The organism is Agromyces arachidis, assembly GCF_052805135.1.
The window spans coordinates 182,918-204,437 of the sequence record NZ_JBRBDK010000003.1 but is presented as its reverse complement, the minus strand read 5'-3'; the positions used below and the strand labels follow the sequence as shown (position 1 = coordinate 204,437).

The following is a 21,520-nucleotide window of genomic DNA, read 5'->3' as shown; positions in this document are numbered from 1 at the left end:
CCGCGGCGCGTTGGGAGGGATGCCATGACCAGCTTCATCGACCCGCTCGAGGAGCCGTTCGACAAGGGCCGCCTGGCCGAGGTCGAGTACGAGGAGGAGCTCGAGGCCGAGGGCCTTGGGGAGGACGACACCGAGTACGTCATGGAGCAGGTCGCCGATCCCGAGGACGACCAGGAGGAGTTCGGCGGGCGCTGAGGCGCATCGCTCCGGGCGGGTCGTGCGCCCCGGCGGTCACCCGCCCTGGGGGACTCGCCGCCGCGTCCGTTCGAGGGTCTCGCCGGCCGCCGTGGCCGCGAGCACGAGCGCCGCGAGCGAGCCCGTCGTCAGCGGGTCGAGCCATGCCGCGACCGCGACGCACACGAGGAGCGCGCCGATCCCGGCGAGCTGGGCCCGCATCCATCGTCCCTCGAGGACGCGTCGGAAGAGCACCGTGCCGACGAGGAACAGCATCGGCCCGCCGAGCACCGTGATCACGGCGGCGATGCTCTGCTCGAACGGGTGCCCCAGCATCTCCTTGTCGCCGACGCCGAGCATCACGATCCCACCCACGACCAGCAGGTGCACCCAGGAGTACGCGGTCCTGGCCATCCGGCCGGGCGCGCGCGCCGCCTCGAGCGCCTCGGAGCCGATCCGCTCACCATGGTCGAAGTAGATCCACCAGCACGACGCCGCCGCGACGAACGCCGCGATCACCGCGGTCACGCTCGCCGCCGTCGCGTCGCTGCCGGCGAACTCGAACCCCGTGACGAGCAGGCCCTCGCCGAGGGCGATCAGCACGAACAGCGCCGTGCGCTCCGCCAGGTGCGCACCCGAGACGTCCCAGCGCTCGATCTCCATGCGCCCGCGCCCCGGCACCGGGTAGCCGAGGACACTGCCGGTGAGCTCGAGGCCGAGCGCGGCCGCCCAGAGCGGCAGTTGCCACGGGAGCGGAAGGAGCGCCCCGGCCATCCACAGGCCGGCGCCGGGGAGGGCCCAGACGAGCACGTTCGCGAAGTCGTGGGAGGCCCGTTCGTCGTGCCGGGCGGTGGACCACACCATGAAGACGGCCCGGCCGAGCTTCAGGGTGATGTAGGTCAGTGCGAAGACCCACGCCCGATCGCCGAACGCCTGCACGATCGAGCCGCTCATGATGAACGCGACGAACGCCAGGGCGATCACGGTGATGCGCACGGGCAGCTTGACCGGGTCGAGCCAGTTGGTGACCCACGTGGTCGACACCCACGCCCACCACAGCGCGACGACCATGATCGCGCCCTCGAGGGCGCCGAGCGGCGTCTGGTTCTCGTAGAGGTAGGCGCCCAGCTGCGTCAGGCCGAACACGAACACGAGGTCGAAGAACAGCTCGACGTACGTGACGCGCTGCGCGCGCTCGGTGCCGGTGGGGCGCAGCACGTCGGTGCGCAGTCCGAAGGCCATGCGCTCATCATGCACGGTCGGATGCCCGCAGGCCATTCGCGGACGGCGTGGGATTCGAGTTGAATGGAGGGCGGACCGGATCGCGGGTGATCCGCGTGACCCGGTCGCTCCTGCCCTTCGACGAAGACGAGGTACGCGACATGACGGCACTGCGGCGATGCTCCGCGTTCGGCACGGTGGCCCTGCTCGCGCTCGGCCTCACCGCGTGCACGCCGGCGCAGTCTGAGCAGCCGCAGTCGACCGGCCCGGTGGTGCAGCTCGGGGCGCCGGGCGAACCGAACCGCACGCTCTCGCCGGAAGAGGCCGGAGGCATCGAGCAGCCCGGTCACACCGACGCCGACATCGCGTTCATGCAGATGATGATCGTGCACCACGACCAGGCGCTCACCATGACGGGATGGGTGGACGAGCGGACCACCGATCGCGACCTCCGGCTCCTCGCGGAGCGCATGCGGATCAGCCAGGACGACGAGGTCGACTTCATGGCCGGATGGCTGCAGGATCGCGGCACCCCGCTGCGCGGCGAGCACGCCGACCACGGCGCCGCGATGATGCCCGGCATGCTCACCGACGAGCAGCTCGCGGAGCTGGAAGCCGCGACCGGCGAGGACTTCGAACGCCTCTTCCTCGAGTACATGATCCAGCATCACGCCGGGGCGCTGGAGATGGTCGCCGACCTGCGGGCGGCCGGGGGCGGGATGGAACTCGAGGTCGACCGGTTCGCGCGCGACGTCGAGGGCGACCAGGGCATCGAGATCGCACGCATGCAGTCGATGCTCGCCGAGCTCGGGTCGTAGCCGGAGCTGACAGAGCGAGGCCCCGGACCTCCGTGGAGGTGACCGGGGCCTCGAGCTCGGGCGGGGAGACCGGAACCCGGTCTCCCCGCTCGATCTCAGCGGAGGCTGGCGGCGAGAGCCGTGAGGCCCTGCACCAGGTCGGAGTCGGCCGGGAGGCCGGACTCGCTCGCGGCGGCCTTCAGCAGACCCGAGGCCGACTTGCCGGTGGCGCTCGTCTCGGCCTTGTCGATCAGCTTCGCGACCTTCGCGAGCTGTTCGCCCGAGAGCGCGCCGCTGCGCTCGGCCTGGTCCACGTACGACCGGACCACGTTGTAGCTCGGCGCGTGGACGAGCATCGACTGGGTCTGCGCGTTGAACACGTCGAGCTGGATCTCGCCGGCGGCGGCGATCTCGTTGGCCGACATCATGTCGGTCTCCGAGAGCGCGAGGCTGTCGAAGCCGCGCGCGATCTCGCTGCCGAGCACGTTGCCGTTGTACCAGTACGTCGACCAGTACCCGCCGAGCACGATCCCGGCCGGGTTGATCGGGCCGCGGTCGAGGTAGGCCACCTCGACCGGGTTCGCCGTGTCGGTGAAGTCGAAGATCGACACACCGCCCTGGTACCAGGCCTGCACCATGATGTCGCGGCCCGGCACCGGGATGATCGACCCGTTGTGGGCGACGCAGTTCTCGGCGGCGGTCTGCGGCGCCGGGAGCTTGTAGTAGCTCGCGAACTGCAGTTCGCCGTCGACGATGTCGAACAGGGCGTTGGCGCCCCACTCCGGCTCGTACTGGGCCTGGCAGCGCGCCTGCACGCCGCCGCCCCACTCGTCGGTGAAGACGACCTTCGTGCCGTCGTTGTTGAACGTGGCCGAGTGCCAGTACGAGAAGTTCGGGTCGGCGACCGCGTCGAGGCGGACCGGGTTCACCGGGTCGCTGATGTCGACGAGGATGCCGTTGCCCTGGCAGGCGCCGGCGAGGAGCCCGATCTCGGGGAACGCGGTGACGTCGTGGCACGTGTTGGTGTTCGGCGTCGGCGAGTAGGTCGTCCCGCTCGGGTGGGTGGCCGTGCCCGGCAGCGTGTTCTGGAGGCCGTTGTAGGCCCCCGTCGAGGCATCCGTGAAGATGCGGGGCTGGCTCACGATCGCCGCCGTCTCCGGCGCCGCGAGCGGCACCTTGATGACATCGATGCGCCACTGCGTCGGGTTGCCCGACGTGACCGGGTCGGTCGTCAGCGCCGCGTTCTCGCAGCCCGGCAGCTCGAGCGGCGAGCGCACGCCGGCCGTGCCCGAGTTGTAGATGTACACGTTCTCCGCGTCATCCGGGTCGGTGACGATGGTGTGCGTGTGCGAACCGCGGCAGGTCTGCACGCCCGGCAGCTGCACGGGGTTCGAGATGTCGCTGATGTCGAAGATGCGGACGCCGCGGAAGCGCTCCAGGTTGACCGCTCCGCCTGCGCCCTGCGTCCCGCAGTCGATGCGGCCGCTGGTGGCCTCGACCGACATGAACATCAGGTCGCCGTGGATGGAGACGTCGCCCTGGCCGCCGGGGCAGACGAACGCGGTCTCGAGCACCGGCGCCGCGGGGTCGGAGATGTCGAAGACCTGGAATCCCGAGAAGCTCCCGACGACGGCCTTGTCGCCGGTGAACGCGAGGTCGGAGTTGATGACGAATCCCTGCGGCAGCGGCAGGCTCTCGAGCAGGTCGACGCCGCTCGCGGCGATCTCGGCGTCGTAGAGGCCGGCTCCGAGGCCGACCCGGGGGTCGTCCTCGGCCGAGGCGGCCGTGGCGGTGACGAGTGACGTGCCGAGCAGCAGTGCGCCGGCTGCGGCGATGGCGCGTCTGCGCCAGCGCACGGGTCGTTCGGATCTCATGTGGTGGTGCCCTCTCTCTCGCTTCGTTGCGATCGAGCCTCGGAGAACGCGGCGATGCCGCACGACGTCGTGCGGCACGCGACCCCCCGGGGGCGATCTCTGGCTCCAACGTATCCGCGATCCGATGCGCACGCATCAACGACTTCACGAGGATTCCTCGGCTTCGTTCCGCGACGCGTCAGGGGGTCGGCGTAGGCTCGCGGCATCCGACCCGAGGAGCTCACATGTGCGGACGTTTCGTGGTCTCGCAGCAGGCCGACGACCTCACCGCGGTCTTCGACGCGGAGAACGACTTCGCCGACTGGCGGCCCTCCTACAGCCTGGCGCCGACCGACACGATCCCGATCGTCCGCGAGCGCCCCGCATCCGGCACGGGCGAGTTCGTCCGACGGCTCGAACCGGCGCGCTGGGACTTCCACCCCGCCTTCATGAAGGACTCGAAGCGGCCCCAGTTCAACAGCCGGATCGAGGCGGTGGCCACGAACGGGTTGTGGAAGGGCGCGTTCGCCGCCGGCCGCTGCATCGTGCCCATGCGCGGCTACTACGAGTGGACGGGCGAACCCGGCCGCAAGCGCGCCCACTACCTGCACGGCACGGGCGAGGTGCTCGCCGCCGCGGGCATCTCGACCGCCCGCAAGCTGGAGGACGGCTCCTGGGAGGTGTCGGCCTCGATCATCACGCGCGAGGCCCGCGACGCGTCGGGCGAGATCCACGACCGGATGCCGGTGTACCTCCCGCTCGACGCGGTCGACCACTACCTCGACCCGGCGAGGCTGTCGCCCGACGACGCCCGGGGCATGGTGGACTTCCTGCTCGCCCAGTCCGACCTGATCGCCCCGACCATCTCCGAGTACGAGGTCGACCCGCGCGTGAACAACCACCGCCGCATCGACCCGCACGACCCGGCGCTCATCGCACCGCTCGGCGACGATCCCACGCTGCTCTGAGCGGCGTCAGGGGGTGTCGTCGGGCTCGATCCTGTATTCGGTCGCGACCGAGAGGTTGCCGGCGCGATCGATGGCACGGACGGTCACATGCACCGTGTACCAGTTCGACGGGGTGTACGAGAAGATCGCCCTCCCGTCCGGGTCTGCAGGAAGGGTCGTCGGCGTCCCCGCGTTGGTCGAGACCCGGAAGGACACCACGTCGTCCGATTCGGTGTCGAGGAGGAAGCGGCCCTCCTTGCCGATCTCGCCGCTCGCGATGCCGTCGTAGAAGATCGTCTCGACGCCCTCGGTGATGGGCGTCATCGTCGGCTTGACGGGCCCGACGACGTCGAGCTCGAACTCGCACCGCGGGGACCACCCGGAGGAGACGGCGCCCCACCGTGCCTCGGCGCGCCACGAATACGATTCGCCCGCGGTCAGCGCGCCGACCGGGACCCTCGTACTCGTCGAATCTCCGGAGATCCGGCCGGTCAGCCAGCCGCTCGCCCACACGGGCGAGCCCGGAACGCCCACCGGTGCGACTTCGAAGCGCACCTCCACGACGCCGCCGGTGGGATGCCCGCCGATCGCCGAGAGAAGTGGCGTGCCCGAGTTGATCACGTCGCGGTCCTCTCCGGTGAGGCAAGAGGATCGGTACGGGTCGGCGAGCATCAGACCCCACGGCACGTACGGCGCGTCGGCGACGTACGACGCGTCCGCGACCACGAAGGCGTGCTCCGCAGGTGCGGATCTGTGGCCAGCCCGGTCGACGGCGAGCACGGCGAGCACCGTCGCACCCGCCTCGGTCGGGCGGAGCGACACCGTCGCGGTGCCATCCGAGTCCGCCTCGACCGTGGTCGGCGCAGACGCGCCGCCGAAGTCGTACTCGTACGCGACGACGTCGGTCGAACCCGCGGGGGCGAGCACGAAGCCACCCTCGGCGCCGACTGCGCCCGACGGTTCGGTGCCCGCGACGTAGATCGCCTCCACCCGTTCGGTCACGGGAGTGATGACAGGCGCCCGCGGTGCGACATCCGTTGCGAATCCGCACCAATCCGACCACGCGGAGGTCCGGACGCCGTCACCGGAACGGACACGCCACGCGTACGATGCGTCATCGCCCTCGCCGAGGACTCCCGTCGGCACTTCGACCGCGTACCGACTCCGATCATCCGACGGGGGCACCCACCCGCTCGACCAGCGCACGTCTGCAGGTGCATCGGTGCCCGCGACCTCGAACTGCGCGACGTGCCCGGCGCGCCCGATGACGACGCGCGCCGAAAGCACGGGTGTCGCCGTCTCGACGACCGGAGGCGCCTCGCCTGTCGGGCAGCCTGCGTCGCCGATGCGCATGTCGGTGGGCACCGCCGGCGTGACGCTCATCACCGCGGCGCTGAGACGGCGTTCGAGGAGGGCCGCGGGCACGCGGATGCCACGGCTCGCGTCGTCGACCCAGGTCGACGAGCGGGTGACCCCGTCCTCCACCGTCGTACCGCCCGAGGCGTCGACCGGCTCGGTCGGCTGCCCGGGCGGCGCGTCGGCCGGCGGCGGCGCGTCGGCCGATGGCGGCGCCTCGGCCGAGTTCCAGCCTCGGTCGGCGGCCGTGCCCAGCGACAGCGGATCATTCGCGGACTCAGGGGAATCGGCGAGGAGGGCGCCGGAGGCGCCCGCGGCGGACGCCAGGATCGCGGCGGTCACCAGCACACCGACGACGGCGAGCAGCGGGCGGATCGAGCGGGTTCCCCACCCGCGCCTGTCGGTCGCGCTCATGCGACGACGAAGGGGGCGGGTGAGGACGTCGGCGTGCGGCCCGCCCTCGGATCGGTCGTCGCGGCACGGAGGGGAGCGGCCGGACGCGCAGGGGCGACCCGGCCGACGGGCTCATCGGGCATGGCACCATCATGGCGGGTACGGGAGGCTGCGAGATGCCCGCGACGATCACGAAACGGGGACGATCCTCCACCGTTGCCGCGGGCCGATCACTCGTCGAGAATCGGACCGTCGGAAGGGGCCGCCATGACCACGTGGGATGCCGGGCAACTGGCACGCATCGGCGACGCCGAGGAGATCGAGGTGACGTCGCGCCGGGCCGACGGCTCGCTGCGGAAGTACGTCACGATCTGGTCGGCGCGCGTCGGCGACGACCTCTACGTCCGCTCGGCGTACGGACCCGACAACGGCTGGTACCGCCGTGCCAAGGCGAGCGGTTCCGGCCGCGTGCGCGCCGACGGGGTCGAGCACGACGTGCGCTTCGTCGTCGTTCCCGGCCCCGACGCCGCGACCCACGAGGCGCTGGATGCCGCGTACCGAGCGAAGTACGCCGCGCACCCGCCGCGGATCGTGGCGACGGTCGTCGGGCCGGACGCCGCCGCGACGACCCTCCGGCTCGAGCCGGTCGGCTGACCCGACTCGCCGGCGCCGGCGGCGCGGCTACCGCGAGAGCAGTTCCCGCTGCACGACCGCGGCGCTCCAGCGCCCGAGCACGACGCCCGCGACCGTGTCGGAGACGTGGTGCTGGCCGCGGTAGATCCGCGAGAACGCGATCGCCCCCGGGATCGCGTAGCGCAGCACCGGCCCGAGGAGCGCGGCGCCGCGGACCTCGTGCCGGTCGAGCAGGTCGGCGAGCGTGGTGTGGAGTGCGACGGCCGCTCCGGTGTGGCCGGAGGGGAAGGACGACGTCGCGTGGGGCCGCTCCGGACGCCACACGTCGCGGGGTCGCGGTCGCCCGACGAGCGCCGAGGCCGCCACGAAGCAGGTGGTCGCGAGCGCGAGCGACGCGGCGGGGGCGACGGCGGCGCGTCGATCGCGCGTCAGCCACCACGTCGCGGCCCACCACAGCGCGCCGTTCGCGATCGTCTGCGGCACCCCGGAGTACCAGGAGAGCGGCCCGGTCACCCGGTCGAGCGCCTCGCGCGACGCCGCGGGATCGTCGTCGGCTTCGCCGGCCCGGTGTCCGAACGACGCCTGCAGCTCGCGCACCATCCGGTCCTCGCGGGGGTCGTCACCGCCGAGGGTCCGGACGACGCGTCCGACGACGGCGAGCACGCCGATCGCACCGAGCCCCGGGAGGACGAACGCGCGGAGGAACCGCTCCATGCGGGGCAGCCTAGCGGGCGCGGCGGCCGGCGCGGCGGATCGACGTGGCGGCCGTCCGGACGAACGACGAAGGCCCGGGTCGATGACCCGGGCCTCCGTCTGATGGTGGTGCGCAAGGGGGGAGTTGAACCCCCACGCCCTCACGGGCACACGGACCTGAACCGTGCGCGTCTGCCTATTCCGCCACTTGCGCATGCCGAGCTCGCAGTTGCGAACCAGCCAACCGAGACTAACATACCTCGGCGTGGCATCCGGCCACCCCGGTCGCCCCCCAGCGGGCGGCGCAGCGCCCGCCTGCCGCCGCCTCCGAGTCGGCTGAATCCCTCGCGCCGCGCCCGAGCGCGGGCATACCCTTGGCTATCGGCACCGGCGCCCCGACCAGTCCCCCGATCGAAAGGATCGCCCGTGACCCACCCCCGCGACGCCCGCTCGCGCCCGCACGGCCACGTGCCCGTCGACCCGGCGCACGTCGAGCTCGGCGGCATCCGCGGCTGGCTGTTCGACCTCGACGGGGTGCTCACGCCGACCGCGGTCGTGCACATGCACGCCTGGGCGCGCCTGTTCGCGCCGTTCCTCGAGCAGCACGGCACCGAGCCGTACCGCGACGCCGACTACTACGCGTACATCGACGGCAAGCCCCGGTACGACGGGGTGCGCTCGCTCCTGGCGAGCCGCGGCATCGAGCTGCCCGAGGGCGACGTGACGGATGCCGCGACGGAGGAGACCGTGCACGGCCTCGGCAACCGCAAGAACGACGCGTTCAACGAGACCCTCGCCGAGGAGGGCGTCTCCCCCTACCCGGCCAGCATCGCCCTGCTCGACGCGATCGAGCGCGCCGGGGGCGAGGTCGCCGTCGTGTCGAGCTCGAAGAACGCGCCCGCAGTGCTCGCGGCCGCCGGCATCGCCGACCGCTTCGAGGTCGTCGTCGACGGCGCGGTCGCCGCGCGAGAGGGCATCCCGGGCAAGCCGGCGCCCGACATGTTCGAGCGCGCCGCCGAGCTGCTGGGCCTGCCGGCCGAGGAGTGCGCGGTGATCGAGGACGCCGAGTCCGGGGTGAAGGCCGGCGCCGCCGGGCCGTTCGCGCTCGTGGTCGGGGTCGACCGCGGCGTCGGTCGCGACGCCCTGGCCGAGCTCGGCGCCGACGTGATCGTCGACGAGCTCGACGAGCTGATCCCCGCGCTCGAGCGCGCCGGCGAGGCCTCCGCGGCCCGCAACGACGAGACCCCCGCCCCCGCACGCACCACCGGAGAGGACCCCGCATGAGGTTCGCCGACACCGATCCCCTGAACCGGACGATCTTCCCGGTCGACGAGTGGGCGCTCGTCGAGACCGAGTTCGGCGTCGACGACATGGGCCGCACCGAGACGCTCTTCGCGGTCGGCAACGGCTACCTCGGCCTCCGCGGCAACGTCGAGGAGGGCCGCGACGGCCACATGCACGGCACGTTCGTGAACGGCTTCCACGAGACCTGGCCGATCCGCCACGCCGAGGAGGCGTTCGGCTTCGCCCGTGTCGGGCAGACGATCGTGAACGCCCCGGATGCCAAGACGATCCGCCTCTACGTCGACGACGAGCCGCTGGTCATCACCGAGGCCGAGATCATGTCGTACGAGCGTCGCCTCGACTTCCGCCTCGGATTCCTCAGCCGCCGCATCGAATGGCGGACGCCCTCCGGCAAGCGCGTGCTGATCACGAGCCGCCGGATGGCGAGCTTCACCGACCGCCACCTCGGCGTCATCGACTACGAGGTCGAGCTGCTCGACGCCGACGCCGCCGTGACGATCTCGAGCCAGATCCTGAACCGGCAGGACGGGCGCGACGAGTACCGCGCCGGCGTGACCGAGGCGCCCGGCGCCTTCGACCCGCGCAAGGCCGAGACCTTCACCGAGCGCGTGCTGCAGCCGCGGGTCCAGCGACGCGACGAGGGGCACTACGTGCTCGGCTACCAGTGCACCAACTCGCAGATGACCATCGCGGTCGGCGCACGCCACTCGATCACCACCGAGAACGAGTACACCGAGGGCGGCTCGATCGGCGACGACCTGGCGAAGCAGACCTACCGGGTGCGCGCCCGGCGCGGCGTGCCGATCCGCATCACCAAGCTGATCAGCTACCACACGGCCCGCAAGGTGCCGGCACGCGAGCTCGTCGACCGCTGCGACCGCACGCTCGACCGCGGCGCCGAGGTCGGGGTCGCCGAGCTCTTCGAGCAGCAGCGCACGTGGCTCGACGACTACTGGTCCCGCTCCGACGTCGAGATCGCCGGCCAGCCCGAACTGCAGCAGGCCACCCGCTGGAACCTGTTCCAGCTCGCGCAGGCGACGGCGCGCACCGACGGCGGCGGCGTCGCGGCGAAGGGCGTGTCGGGCTCGGGCTACGGCGGTCACTACTTCTGGGACTCCGAGATCTACGTCATGCCGTTCCTCAGCTACACGGCGCCGATCGTGGCCCGGAACGTCCTGCGCTTCCGGCAGCGGATGCTCGACTGGGCGCGTGCGCGCGCGCTCGAGCTCAACCAGCGCGGCGCGCTGTTCCCCTGGCGCACGATCAACGGCCTCGAGTCGAGCGCCTACTACGCGGCGGGCACCGCGCAGTACCACATCGACGCCGACATCGCGTTCGCGCTCTGCCAGTACGTGGCGGCGACGGGCGACGAGGACTTCCTCGCGCGCGGCGCGATCGACATCCTCGTCGAGACCGCGCGCATGTGGGAGGACCTCGGGTTCTGGCGCACCAACGCCGACGACGTCTTCCACATCCACGGGGTCACCGGCCCCGACGAGTACACGACCGTCGTGAACGACAACCTGTACACGAACGTGATGGCCCGATCCAACCTCGCCGGTGCGGCGGCGGCCGTCGACAACCTGCAGGTGAGCTCCCCCGAGGCGCACAAGCGCCTGGTGGAGCGGCTGGGCGTCACCCCCGCCGAGGTCGCAGGCTGGCGGCGCGCCGCAGCGCACATGCACATCCCGTTCGACGAGAAGCTCGGCGTGCACCCGCAGGACTCGGCGTTCCTCGAGAAGGAGCTCTGGGACCTCGAGCACACCCCCGAGAACCACCTCCCGCTCCTGCTGCACTACCACCCGCTGGTGATCTACCGGTTCCAGGTGCTCAAGCAGGCCGATGTCGTGCTCGCGCTGTACCTCCAGGGCGACCGCTTCACCACCGAGGAGAAGCTCGCCGACTTCGAGTACTACGACCCGCTGACGACCGGCGACTCGACGCTCTCGGCGGTCGTGCAGTCGATCATCGCGTCGGAGGTCGGGTACCACGAGCTCGCGCTGCGCTACTTCCGGTCCGCGCTCTTCGTCGACCTCGCCGACCTGCACCACAACGCCGCCGACGGCGTGCACGTCGCGTCGACGGGCGGCGTGTGGGCGGGCCTCGTGTCGGGCTTCGGCGGCTTCCGCGACCACAAGGGCCGGTTCACGTTCGACCCGCGACTCCCCGACGGGTGGGAGCGGCTCACGTTCCGCCTCACGCTGCGCGGCACGCGCATCCGCGTCGACCTCACGGCCGAGGAGATCCGGTTCACGGTCGAGGTCGGCGAGGCGGATGCCGAGGTGCACCTCGAGGTCCGCGGGCGCAACGTCGTGGTGGCCCGCGACGCCCCGACCGTGGTGGAGCTCGACGGGCACGGGGCACGTCGCGTGGGCGCGCCGACGATGCAGAACGTGCGCGGCGCGCGCCGCGCCGACGGCACGTTGCTGACGGCGTCGATCCCGACGCTGTCGCTGGACGTCGACGAAGAGGATGCGGCGTCCGTGTTCGACTGATCGCGAGGTTCCGGAACGGCATCGTTCCGGGCCCCTCCCCGCGCGCACCGCGTCGCTGGGGCTAGCATGTCAGTCGAGTCACGGACCGGACGGGAGACCTGTGGGCCTACTGGACAACTTCGAGAAGGGTCTCGAGCGCGCCGTCAACGGCGCCTTCGCGAAGACCTTCCGCTCGGGGCTGCAGCCCGTGGAGATCACCGCCGCGCTCAAGCGCGAGATCGACACGAAGGCGGCCGTCGTCTCACGCGATCGCGTGCTGGTGCCCAACCGCTTCGCGGTACGGATGTCGCCCGCCGACCACGAGCGCATGACCTCGCTCGGTCCGGCGCTGATCGACGAGCTGGTCGACCTCGTGCAGAAGCACGCCGCCAGCCAGCGGTTCCAGTTCGCCGGCGGCATCCGCATCGAACTGCAGGCCGATGCCGGGCTCACCGAGGGCATGGTGCAGGTCGACTCGCAGAACGTGAAGGGGCGCGTGGCCTGGACCCCGGTGCTCGACGTCGACGGCCGCCGCTTCCCGCTGCTCAAGGGCCGTACGGTCATCGGCCGCGGCAGCGAGGCGGACGTCACGCTCGACGACGCCGGCGCCTCTCGCCGTCACGCCGAGGTGCAGTGGGACGGGCAGCGCGCCCGCGTCCGCGACCTCGGCTCGACCAACGGCACCGAGTTGAACGGCGCGCCCGTCAAGGACGCCGTGCTCGAGCCGGATTCCGTCATCACCATCGGCCGCTCGCGTATCGTGTTCCGGGTGCTCGCCCAAGCCGAACCCTCCGACACCGCCGTCGGTCGCCGAGTCGACCCCAGCCAGCGCCCCGATGCGGGCGGCTTCTGGGGGCCTGCCGAATGAGTGAACTGACCCTCCTCGTCCTCCAGCTCGGCTTCCTGCTGCTGCTCTGGGTCTTCGTCTTCGCGATCGTCTACGCGCTGCGCAGCGACCTGTTCGGCCAGCGGGTGCGCAAGCTCCAGCCGGAGGTCGCGGCCGCCGGTCCCGCGCCGATCCCCTCGGCCGGCGCCGGCGCCCCCACGGCCGCGGTGGACCGCCCCTCGGCCCCGGCGGGCGGCGGCGATGCGACCACCGAGAACGCCACGCGCCTGGTGATCACCTCCGGCACCAAGGCGGGCGCGGAGTTCCCGCTCGGCCGCGACGAGATCACCATCGGCCGCTCGAGCGACTCGGCGATCATCATCCGCGACGACTACACGTCGACCCACCACGCCCGGCTCATGCTCTGGAACGGCCGCTGGATGATCCAGGACCTCGACTCCACGAACGGCACGTACCTCAACGGCTCCCGAGTCTCCGTGCCCACGCCCATCCCGCTCGGAGCCACCGTGAAGGTCGGAGCGACGACGTTCGAGCTGCGGCGGTAGCCGATGGCCAGCGTCAAGGCGAGCGCGGCGGTCTCGCACGTCGGAAGGGTCCGCTCCAACAACCAGGATTCCGGGTACGCGGGTCGCCGGCTGTTCCTTGTCGCCGACGGCATGGGCGGCCACGCCGGCGGCGACGTCGCGAGCGCGATCGCCACACGGCGCATCTCCGAGGTCGCCGACACCGACTACCCGTCATCCGCCGAGGCCGTCGCCGAGCTCGAGCAGGCACTGCTCTCGGCCAACCGCACGCTCGAGGAGACGGTCGCCGACCACTCCGAGCTGACCGGTATGGGCACCACCGTCAGCGCGATGCTCCTCCAGCAGGATCGCGTCGTCATCGCGCACATCGGCGACTCGCGCGTGTACCTGCTGCGATCGGGCGAACTCAGCCAGGTCTCCACCGACCACACGTTCGTGCAGCGCCTCGTCGACGCCGGCCGCATCACCGCCGAGGAGGCGATGGTGCACCCGCGGCGCTCGGTGCTCATGCGCGTGCTCGGCGACGTCGAGTCGGCGCCGGAGATCGACACCCTCGTCATCGACGCCCACCCCGGCGACCGATGGATGCTGTGCTCCGACGGGCTGTCGGGCGTCGTCCCGTTCGACGAGATCCACGACATCCTCGCGACCGACGCCGGGGCGAAGCAGGTCGCCGATCGCCTCGTCAAGGCCTCGCTCGACGGCGGCGCGCCCGACAACGTCACCGTCGTCGTCGTCGACATCGGCGACCCTCCCGCGCCCGACACTCCCCCGCTCGTCGTCGGATCGGCCGCCGCCCCGCTCGCCTTCGGCACTCCGGAACCCGTGCGCCGGCCCGGCATCCGCCTGAGCCCCTTCCGCCCGCACCCGGTGCAGGAGACGCACTTCGAGCCCGACTCGGAGGAGTACTTCGACGAGCTCATCGAGGAGGACGAGCGCCGGCGCCGGAGGCGGCGGTGGTTCTGGGGGGTGTGGATCGCCCTGCTCGCCTCGGCGATCATCACCGCGTTCCTCGTCGGGTACCAGTGGACGCAGACCCGGTACTTCGTCGGCGAGTACAACGGGCGGGTGGCGATCTACCAGGGCATCCAGCAGGACCTCGGGCCGATCCCGCTCAGCCACCTGCACTCCGAGACGCCCATCGACATCGCCGAACTGCGGACCTACGACCAGCAGCGGGTCGAGCAGACCATCTCCGCCGGAACGCTCGAGGAGGCGCGGCGCATCGTGACGCGATTGGGGGACTCCGTTGACTGACCGGGCCACCAGGCCGGCCGAGCGCGCACCCGCCACCGAGAGCGTGCGCCGCATCCGCCTGCCGCAGAAACTGCGCAACCTCGAGCTCGGCCTGCTGCTGGCCGCGTGCGGCATCAACGCCGGGGCCATCGTGCTCGTCCAGCTGGGCGCGATGGGCCGCGTCGACACGCAGCTCGTGCTGCTCGGCGCCGGCCTCTCCGTGCTCGTGTTCGGGCTGCACATCGCCATGCGGTTCGTCGCCCGCGACGCCGATCCCTTCCTGCTGCCGATCGCGACGGTGCTCAACGGACTCGGCATCGCGATGATCTACCGGATCGACATCGCCTACGGCGAAGCGGGCTGGGAGAGCGCTGCGGTGCGGCAGATCGTGTGGAGCGCGATCGCGATCATCGCGGGCCTGGCCACGATCCTGCTCATCCGGAACCACCGGACGCTGTTCCGCTACACGTACGTGTCGGGCTTCGTCGCCATCGTCCTGCTGCTGCTCCCACTCGTCCCGGGCCTCGGCCGCGAGGTGAGCGGGGCGCGCGTGTGGATCGGGTTCGGCGACTTCGCCACCTTCCAGCCGGGTGAGATCGCGAAGATCGCGCTGGCGGTCTTCTTCGCCGGCTACCTCGTGCGCAATCGCGACTCGCTGTCGATGGTGGGCCGCAAGTTCCTCGGCATGAAGTTCCCACGCGCACGCGACCTCGGCCCGCTGCTGGTCGTGTGGGCGCTGTCCATGTCGGTGATCGTGTTCCAGCGCGACCTCGGGACGGCGTTGCTGTACTTCGGCCTCTTCCTCGTCATGCTGTACGTCGCCACGAGCCGGCTCTCCTGGGTCGTGCTCGGGCTCACGCTGTTCCTCGGCGGCGCCGTCATCGCCAGCCAGACGCTCGAGTACGTGAACGGTCGCTTCCGGAACTGGCTGGACGCCTTCAACCCCGAGGTCTACGACGCTTCGGGCGGCTCGTACCAGCTCGTGCAGGGCCTCTTCGGGCTGGCGAACGGAGGGCTGATCGGGACCGGGCTGGGCCAGGGCCGGCCCGACCTCACGCCCGTGCCGCAGAGCGACTACATCATCGCGAGCCTCGGCGAGGAACTCGGCCTCGCCGGCGTCTTCATGATCCTCGTGCTCTACGTGCTCTTCGTCGCGCGGGGCTTCCGCATCGGGTTCGCCGGTCAGGACGACTTCGGCAAGCTGCTCGGCGTCGGCCTCTCCTTCGTCGTGGCGCTGCAGGTGTTCATCGTCGTCGGCGGCGTGACGCGCGTCATCCCGCTCACCGGCCTGACCACCCCGTTCCTCGCGGCCGGCGGCTCGTCGCTCGTCGCGAACTGGATCATCGTGGCGCTGCTCCTCCGACTCTCCGACACGGTCCGCAACCACCCGAGGCTGGTGATCGACGGATGAACCGCGAACTCAAGCGCGTGACGATCGTCGCGCTCCTCATGTTCCTGACGCTGTTCGTCGCGACGACCGTCATCCAGTACGTGCAGTCCGAGAACCTCGCCGCGGACCCGCGCAACGCGCGCACGCTCTACGAGAGCTATTCCGTCGAGCGAGGGCCGATCCTCGTCAACGGGGACCCGATCGCCTACTCCGAGCCGAGCGACGACGACTACAAGTTCCAGCGGATCTACGCGAACGGTCCGCTCTACGCCCCCGTCACCGGCTTCATCCCGGTCAACGGCGAGGCCACCGGGCTGGAGCAGTCGCTGAACGCCGAGCTCAGCGGCCAGTCCGACTCGCAGTTCTTCGACTCGCTCAACCGCCTGATCTCCGGTCAGGACCCGATGGGCGCCTCGGTCGAGGTCTCGATCGACCCGGTGGCCCAGCAGGCCGCGTGGGATGCGCTCGGCGACTACACCGGAGCCGTGATCGTGACGGAACCGGCCACTGGTCGCATCATCGCCATGGTCACCAAGCCGACGTACGACCCCAACACGCTCGCGGTCCACAGCGGCGCGCAGGTCGAGGAGACCTACCAGTCGCTGCTCGAGGACCCGTCGGACCCGCTGTTCAACCGGGCGACGGGCGGCGACATGAACCCGCCGGGATCGGTCTTCAAGCTCGTGATGACGGCCGCCGCGCTCGAGTCCGGGCAGTACACCCCCGACAGCACGTTCCCGAACCCCGCCGAGTTCACGCTGCCGGAGACCAGCTCGGTCGTGCGCAACTCGAGCGGCGGCACCTGCGGCGGCGGCGCGGAGGTCACCCTCGCCACGGCGCTGCGACTGTCGTGCAACATCCCCTTCGCCGAGCTCGCGCTCGAGCTCGGCGACGACGCCATCCGGGCCCAGGCGGAGAAGTTCGGGTTCAACACGAACTTCACGACACCGAACCCGACCGAGACGAGCACCTATCCCGCCGACCCGGACGCGCCGCAGACGGCGTTGACCGGATTCGGGCAGGGCGACGTGCGGGCGACTCCGCTGCAGATGGCGATGGTGTCCGCGGCGATCGCGAACGGCGGGATCGTGATGGACCCCGATCTCGTCGACGCGATCACGGCCCCGGACTTCCGCACGATCGCGGAGTTCTCGGGCACGGAATTCGGTCGCGCGATCAGCGCGCAGACGGCCCGCACGATGACCTCCATGATGGTGGAGGGCGTCGAGAACGGTGCCGCGAGTAATGCAAGAATAGACGGCGTCAGCGTGGCCGGTAAGACCGGAACCGCGGAGAACGGCGAGGACGATCCATACACCCTCTGGTTCACCGGGTTCGCCCCCGCGGACGACCCTCAGTATGCGATCACGGTCCTCGTGGAAGACGGCGGGGGGCTTGGTCAGGAAGGGTTCGGCAACGGTGTTGCCGCGCCGGTTGCGAAGAAGGTACTAGAGGCGGTGCTGAACAAATGAGACCGAGCGCAGGGCTCACCTTCGGGGGGCGCTACGAACTGCAGTCCCGGATCGCCATCGGCGGCATGGGCGAGGTGTGGCAGGCCACCGACCTCGTCATCGGGCGCCAGGTCGCCATCAAGATCCTGAAGGACGAGTACCTCGGCGACCCCGGTTTCCTCGAGCGCTTCCGCGCCGAGGCACGGCACGCCGCGCTCGTGAACCACGAGGGCATCGCCAACGTCTTCGACTACGGCGAGGAGGAGGGCAGCGCCTTCCTCGTGATGGAACTCGTGCCCGGAGAGGCGCTCTCGACGATCCTCGAGCGCGAGCACGTCCTTCCGACCGACAAGGTGCTCGACATCGTGGCGCAGACCGCGTCCGCCCTCCAGGCCGCCCACGCGGCCGGGCTGGTCCACCGCGACATCAAGCCGGGCAACCTCCTGATCACGCCCGACGGCCGGGTCAAGATCACCGACTTCGGCATCGCGCGGATCGCCGACCAGGTGCCGCTCACCGCCACCGGCCAAGTCATGGGCACGGTGCAGTACCTCTCGCCCGAGCAGGCCTCGGGCCACCCCGCGTCGCCCACCACCGACATCTACTCGCTCGGCATCGTGGCCTACGAGGCGCTGGCCGGCCGCCGTCCGTTCACCGGCGAGTCGCAGGTCGCGATCGCCATGGCGCAGATCAACGAGACGCCGCCCGACCTGCCGGTCACCGTCTCGGAGCCGGTGCGCAACCTCGTCTACTCCTGCATCGCGAAGAACCCGGCCGATCGGCCCCAGACGGCGGCGCACCTCTCGCGCGCCGCCAACGCGCTGCGCCGCGGCGACGTGCGAGGCGCTGCCGCCGCGGTTCCGGCGATCCTCGGCGCCGCGGCGGGCGCGACCGCCGCGACGGCGATCCTCCCCCAGCAGGGCGGACCGGGCACGGCGGCCACGACCGTGCTGGCCGCCGGCGCCCCGATGACCACCTCCGAGACGATCGAGGAGGAGACCGAGCCCGAGAAGAAGCGCAGCCCGTGGACGTGGCCGCTCATCGTGCTCATCATCCTCCTGGCCCTGGTGCTGATCGGCTCCCTCATCGCGCTCGCCCTCAACGGCGGCGGTGAGGAACCCACCGCGACGACCCGATCGACCCCGCCCTCGACGACGTCGGCGCCGCCGACGACGAGCGCGCCCCCGCCCCCCACCACGGAGGCTCCGCCCGAGACCGTGGTCGTCGACCGCGCCGCATACATCGGCCGGAACGTCGACGAGGTGCGCGGCGAGCTCGAGCAGGCGGGCTTCGCCGTGACGACCCAGCAGGGCGCCCCGGCCACCACGCCCGACCAGGCGAACACGGTCTCCGACGTCAACCCGAGCGGCACCCTCGCCGTCGGATCGGCGATCACGGTGACCTTCCTCGGCGCGCCCGAGACGCCCAGCGCGCCCGCGTCGGCGCCGACGCTCAACCCCGACACGACGACGGCGGGGAGCAACGTGAACGTGAGCTGGCAGGCGGCGAGCTGCCCGTCCGGCCAGGACCTCCTCAGCTACCAGGTGCTGGTGAACGGGCAGGTCGCCTCGCCCGCCTCGCTCCAGGAGACGTCGTGGACCTACCCCGCCACGACCGAGGGCACCTACGAGATCACGACCTCGTACAGCTGCTCGGGCGGCACGTCGCCCGCGTCGCCCGCGTCCACCCTGACCGTCACCCCCTGACCCGCTCCCGAGCGCCCTACCGATCGGAGGAACCGTGAACGATGAAGGACGCATGCTCGCGGGTCGCTACCGCGTGGGCGCCCTCATCGGACGCGGCGGGATGTCCGACGTGCACGTCGGCACCGACACGCGGCTGGGCCGACAGGTCGCGATCAAGCTGCTGAAGCCGCAGCTCGCGACCGACCCCTCCTTCCGGATGCGGTTCCGCCAGGAGGCGCAGTCCGCGGCGCGGATGGCCCACCCCACGATCGTGCGCGTCTTCGACGCCGGCGAGGAGACGGTCGCCGACCAGTCCGGCCACGAGGTGCAGCTCCCCTTCATCGTCATGGAGTTCGTCGAGGGCCGGCTGCTGAAGGACATCATCCACGAGGGTCCGCTCGAGCCGCTCGCCGCGGCACGGGTCATCGAGGGCGTGCTCACGGCGCTCGAGTACTCGCACCGCGCGGGCGTCGTGCACCGCGACATCAAGCCGGGCAACATCATGATCACCAGCAGCGGCCAGGTGAAGGTGATGGACTTCGGCATCGCGCGGGCGGTCTCCGACTCGGCGACGACGGTCGCGCAGACCACGGCGATCCTCGGAACCGCCTCGTACTTCTCCCCGGAGCAGGCGAAGGGCGAGGTCGTCGACGCGCGCACCGACCTCTACAGCACCGGCGTGGTGCTCTTCGAGATGCTCACCGGTCGACCGCCGTTCCGCGGCGACACCCCGGTCGCGGTGGCCTACCAGCACGTCAGCGAACGACCGGTCAAGCCGAGCGTCATCAACCCGAAGGTCTCTCCCGCCCTCGACACGGTGGTGCTGCACGCCCTCGCGAAGGATCGCGAGGTGCGCTACCAGACCGCGGCGGAGTTCCGCGCCGACGTGGAGGAGGCGGCATCCGGCCGCGTGCCGGTGAAGCGGCGCGTCGACGAGACCGCACTGTTCTTCGGAACCGACACCGGCTCGCTGTCGACCTCCGAGCTCGCGCTGCGACAGCTCGCCGAGGACGACACGATGAACCGCACCCAGCGGCGCCCGCCGGCGATCTGGATCTGGTCGGGCATCATCGGCGTGGTCGTCATCGTCGTCGCGGTGATGTACTGGGCGTTCAACCTGCAGCCCTCCGACGACCTGCCCTCGAACGCCAGGCAGGTGCCGACCCTCATCGGGTCGACGTGGGAGGAGGCGGCCAACGAGCTGCAGGCGCTCACCCTGCCCGCGACCCGGATCGACGAGACCAGCGACACCGTGTCCGCCGGTGAGGTCATCCGCACCGAACCCGCGGAGGGCGAGATCGTCGACACCGGAACGCCGATCCAGGTCTACGTCTCGACCGGCCGCGAGGCGGTCTCGGTTCCCAACGTGGTGAACAAGACCATCGAACAGGCGAAGGCCGACCTCGAGGCGGCCGGGCTGACGTCCGGCAGCGAGACCCGGCAGAACTCGCCGACCGTGGCCGGCGGAACCGTCCTCTCGACCGACCCCGAGGCGGGCTCCTCGGTCGAGACGGGCTCGACGGTCAACTTCGTGGTGTCGAGCGGGAACGTGACCCTGCCCGACCTGACGGGCCAGTCGCTGCAGGCGGCGTCGTCCTACCTCGGTTCGTCGACCCTGCAGCTCACCCCCGTGCCCGTGCCCGACGGCAGTTGCCCGTCGCAGCCGGGCTCGCCGGTCGTGCGCCAGTCGCTCGCCCCCGGCGACGTGCCCCAGAAGTCCCCGGTCGAGCTCGTCTACTGCGCCGGCTGAGTCGAGCGCACCAAGGGGTTGAGTTCGCGGGCCCGTTCCGGGGCCTCGGCGAGGCCGGTCTCGGCGAGCCAGTTGCCGAGCATGCGGTAACCCCCTTCGGTGAGCACCGATTCGGGGTGGAACTGGACGCCGCTGATGGGTGCCGACTCGTGGCGGAGCCCCATGATGACGCCTCCCTCGGTCCTGCTGGTCACGACCAGCTCCGCCGGGACGGTGCCGTCGACGACGGCGAGCGAGTGGTACCGCGTCGCGGTGAACGGCTGCGGCACTCCGTCGTAGAACGCGCTCTCGTCGTGCACGATCCGCGAGGTCTTGCCGTGCATCAGCTCCTCCGCGTTCGTCACGACGGCGCCGAACGCTTCCGCGATCGCCTGGTGCCCGAGGCACACGCCGAGCAGCGGCAGGCCGGTCCGGAGCGCCTCCTCGACGACGGGGATGGAGACCCCCGCGTCGGCGGGCTTGCCCGGTCCGGGCGAGATCAGCACGCCGTCGTATTCGGCGATCCGCGCCGGCACGTCGGCGACGGCGATGTCGTCGTTGCGGATGACCTCGGTCTCCGCGCCGAGCTCCTGGAGGTAGCCGTTCAGCGTGTAGACGAAGCTGTCGTAGTTGTCGATGACGAGGATCCGGGTCATTGCTCCACCGTGACGTCGATTGGGTTGACGATGCCGTCCAGCCAGGGGAAGACCCAGGTGAACAGCGCGAACACCACTGCGGCGGCGATGGCCGCGAGCAGCAGGATCCGGACCCATACGGGCCCGGGAAGGATGCGCCAGAGTGCGGCGTACACG

19 protein-coding genes and 1 tRNA gene are annotated in these 21,520 nt (G+C 71.1%); 13 read left to right on the top strand and 7 right to left on the bottom strand.

From position 1 onward, the window contains the following. The first annotated feature begins 24 nt into the window (after positions 1–24). Positions 25–195: a hypothetical protein gene (locus tag ACUY4T_RS05895; RefSeq protein WP_446017975.1), complete on the top strand. Its 171-nt coding sequence runs from the start codon at positions 25–27 to the stop codon at positions 193–195. Between the two features lie 36 nt (positions 196–231). Here the strand turns inward: ACUY4T_RS05895 and ACUY4T_RS05890 are convergent, their stop codons facing one another. Continuing rightward, on the bottom strand, positions 232–1,416 hold the full coding sequence (locus tag ACUY4T_RS05890) for a low temperature requirement protein A (protein ID WP_446017974.1): 1,185 nt from the start codon (positions 1,414–1,416) through the stop codon (positions 232–234). Positions 1,417–1,511: 95 nt separating this feature from the next. Between ACUY4T_RS05890 and ACUY4T_RS05885 the strand changes: the two genes are divergently transcribed. Beyond that, complete coding sequence (locus ACUY4T_RS05885) at positions 1,512–2,213, top strand: DUF305 domain-containing protein (protein WP_446017973.1); 702 nt, start codon at positions 1,512–1,514, stop codon at positions 2,211–2,213. 95 nt (positions 2,214–2,308) lie between these two features. On the opposite strand, the gene ACUY4T_RS05880 is transcribed toward ACUY4T_RS05885, so the two are convergent. Then, a complete protein-coding gene (locus ACUY4T_RS05880; RefSeq protein WP_446017972.1) occupies positions 2,309–4,066 on the bottom strand; it encodes an LVIVD repeat-containing protein in 1,758 nt (585 codons plus the stop codon). A gap of 224 nt (positions 4,067–4,290) precedes the next feature. Between ACUY4T_RS05880 and ACUY4T_RS05875 the strand changes: the two genes are divergently transcribed. Next, a complete protein-coding gene (locus ACUY4T_RS05875; protein ID WP_446017971.1) occupies positions 4,291–5,013 on the top strand; it encodes an SOS response-associated peptidase in 723 nt (240 codons plus the stop codon). A 6-nt stretch (positions 5,014–5,019) separates the two neighbouring features. Here ACUY4T_RS05875 and ACUY4T_RS05870 read toward each other — a convergent pair whose 3' ends face one another. Next, complete coding sequence (locus ACUY4T_RS05870; RefSeq protein WP_446017970.1) at positions 5,020–6,762, bottom strand: hypothetical protein; 1,743 nt, start codon at positions 6,760–6,762, stop codon at positions 5,020–5,022. 246 nt (positions 6,763–7,008) lie between these two features. Here ACUY4T_RS05870 and ACUY4T_RS05865 point away from each other — a divergent pair, with 246 nt between their 5' ends. Then, a complete protein-coding gene (locus tag ACUY4T_RS05865; protein WP_446017969.1) occupies positions 7,009–7,395 on the top strand; it encodes a DUF2255 family protein in 387 nt (128 codons plus the stop codon). 27 nt (positions 7,396–7,422) lie between these two features. Here ACUY4T_RS05865 and ACUY4T_RS05860 read toward each other — a convergent pair whose 3' ends face one another. Together ACUY4T_RS05860 and ACUY4T_RS05855 are read right to left on the bottom strand one after the other, a co-directional pair. Continuing rightward, positions 7,423–8,088, bottom strand: coding sequence for a phosphatase PAP2 family protein (locus tag ACUY4T_RS05860; RefSeq protein ID WP_446017968.1), 666 nt, complete (start codon positions 8,086–8,088; stop codon positions 7,423–7,425). 106 nt (positions 8,089–8,194) lie between these two features. After that, positions 8,195–8,281 (bottom strand) — tRNA-Leu (locus tag ACUY4T_RS05855). Positions 8,282–8,535: 254 nt separating this feature from the next. On the opposite strand from ACUY4T_RS05855, the gene ACUY4T_RS05850 reads away from it, so the two are divergent. The 9 genes from ACUY4T_RS05850 to pknB all read left to right on the top strand — a co-directional run bounded on the left by ACUY4T_RS05850 (position 8,536) and on the right by pknB (position 20,729). After that, positions 8,536–9,351, top strand: coding sequence for an HAD family hydrolase (locus tag ACUY4T_RS05850; RefSeq protein WP_446018137.1), 816 nt, complete (start codon positions 8,536–8,538; stop codon positions 9,349–9,351). Further along, on the top strand, positions 9,348–11,867 hold the full coding sequence (locus ACUY4T_RS05845; RefSeq protein ID WP_446017967.1) for a glycoside hydrolase family 65 protein: 2,520 nt from the start codon (positions 9,348–9,350) through the stop codon (positions 11,865–11,867). The genes ACUY4T_RS05850 and ACUY4T_RS05845 overlap by 4 nt, the downstream gene beginning before the upstream one ends. Before the next feature lie 100 nt (positions 11,868–11,967). Continuing rightward, positions 11,968–12,714, top strand: a complete 747-nt coding sequence (locus tag ACUY4T_RS05840) for an FHA domain-containing protein (RefSeq protein WP_446017966.1) — start codon at positions 11,968–11,970, stop codon at positions 12,712–12,714. After that, complete coding sequence (locus ACUY4T_RS05835; RefSeq protein ID WP_446017965.1) at positions 12,711–13,238, top strand: FHA domain-containing protein FhaB/FipA; 528 nt, start codon at positions 12,711–12,713, stop codon at positions 13,236–13,238. Before ACUY4T_RS05840 ends, ACUY4T_RS05835 begins: the two co-directional genes overlap by 4 nt. A 3-nt stretch (positions 13,239–13,241) precedes the next feature. After that, entirely contained in the window at positions 13,242–14,474 is a 1,233-nt protein-coding gene (locus ACUY4T_RS05830) for a PP2C family protein-serine/threonine phosphatase (protein WP_446017964.1), read from the top strand. After that, a complete protein-coding gene (locus tag ACUY4T_RS05825) occupies positions 14,467–15,864 on the top strand; it encodes an FtsW/RodA/SpoVE family cell cycle protein (RefSeq protein WP_446017963.1) in 1,398 nt (465 codons plus the stop codon). Before ACUY4T_RS05830 ends, ACUY4T_RS05825 begins: the two co-directional genes overlap by 8 nt. Continuing rightward, a complete protein-coding gene (locus tag ACUY4T_RS05820) occupies positions 15,861–17,315 on the top strand; it encodes a peptidoglycan D,D-transpeptidase FtsI family protein (protein ID WP_446017962.1) in 1,455 nt (484 codons plus the stop codon). Before ACUY4T_RS05825 ends, ACUY4T_RS05820 begins: the two co-directional genes overlap by 4 nt. Continuing rightward, positions 17,312–19,000, top strand: coding sequence for a serine/threonine-protein kinase (locus ACUY4T_RS05815; protein WP_446017961.1), 1,689 nt, complete (start codon positions 17,312–17,314; stop codon positions 18,998–19,000). Before ACUY4T_RS05820 ends, ACUY4T_RS05815 begins: the two co-directional genes overlap by 4 nt. 52 nt (positions 19,001–19,052) lie before the next feature. After that, positions 19,053–20,729, top strand: a complete 1,677-nt coding sequence (gene pknB / locus ACUY4T_RS05810; RefSeq protein ID WP_446018136.1) for a Stk1 family PASTA domain-containing Ser/Thr kinase — start codon at positions 19,053–19,055, stop codon at positions 20,727–20,729. On the opposite strand, the gene ACUY4T_RS05805 is transcribed toward pknB, so the two are convergent. Further along, positions 20,714–21,364 carry an anthranilate synthase component II gene (locus tag ACUY4T_RS05805; protein WP_446017960.1) on the bottom strand — a complete coding sequence of 217 codons (651 nt, stop codon included), beginning with the start codon at positions 21,362–21,364 and terminating at the stop codon, positions 20,714–20,716. The genes pknB and ACUY4T_RS05805 overlap by 16 nt on opposite strands. Further along, on the bottom strand, positions 21,361–21,519 hold the full coding sequence (locus ACUY4T_RS05800) for a hypothetical protein (protein ID WP_446017959.1): 159 nt from the start codon (positions 21,517–21,519) through the stop codon (positions 21,361–21,363). The genes ACUY4T_RS05805 and ACUY4T_RS05800 overlap by 4 nt, the downstream gene beginning before the upstream one ends. Position 21,520: the final 1 nt, after the last annotated feature.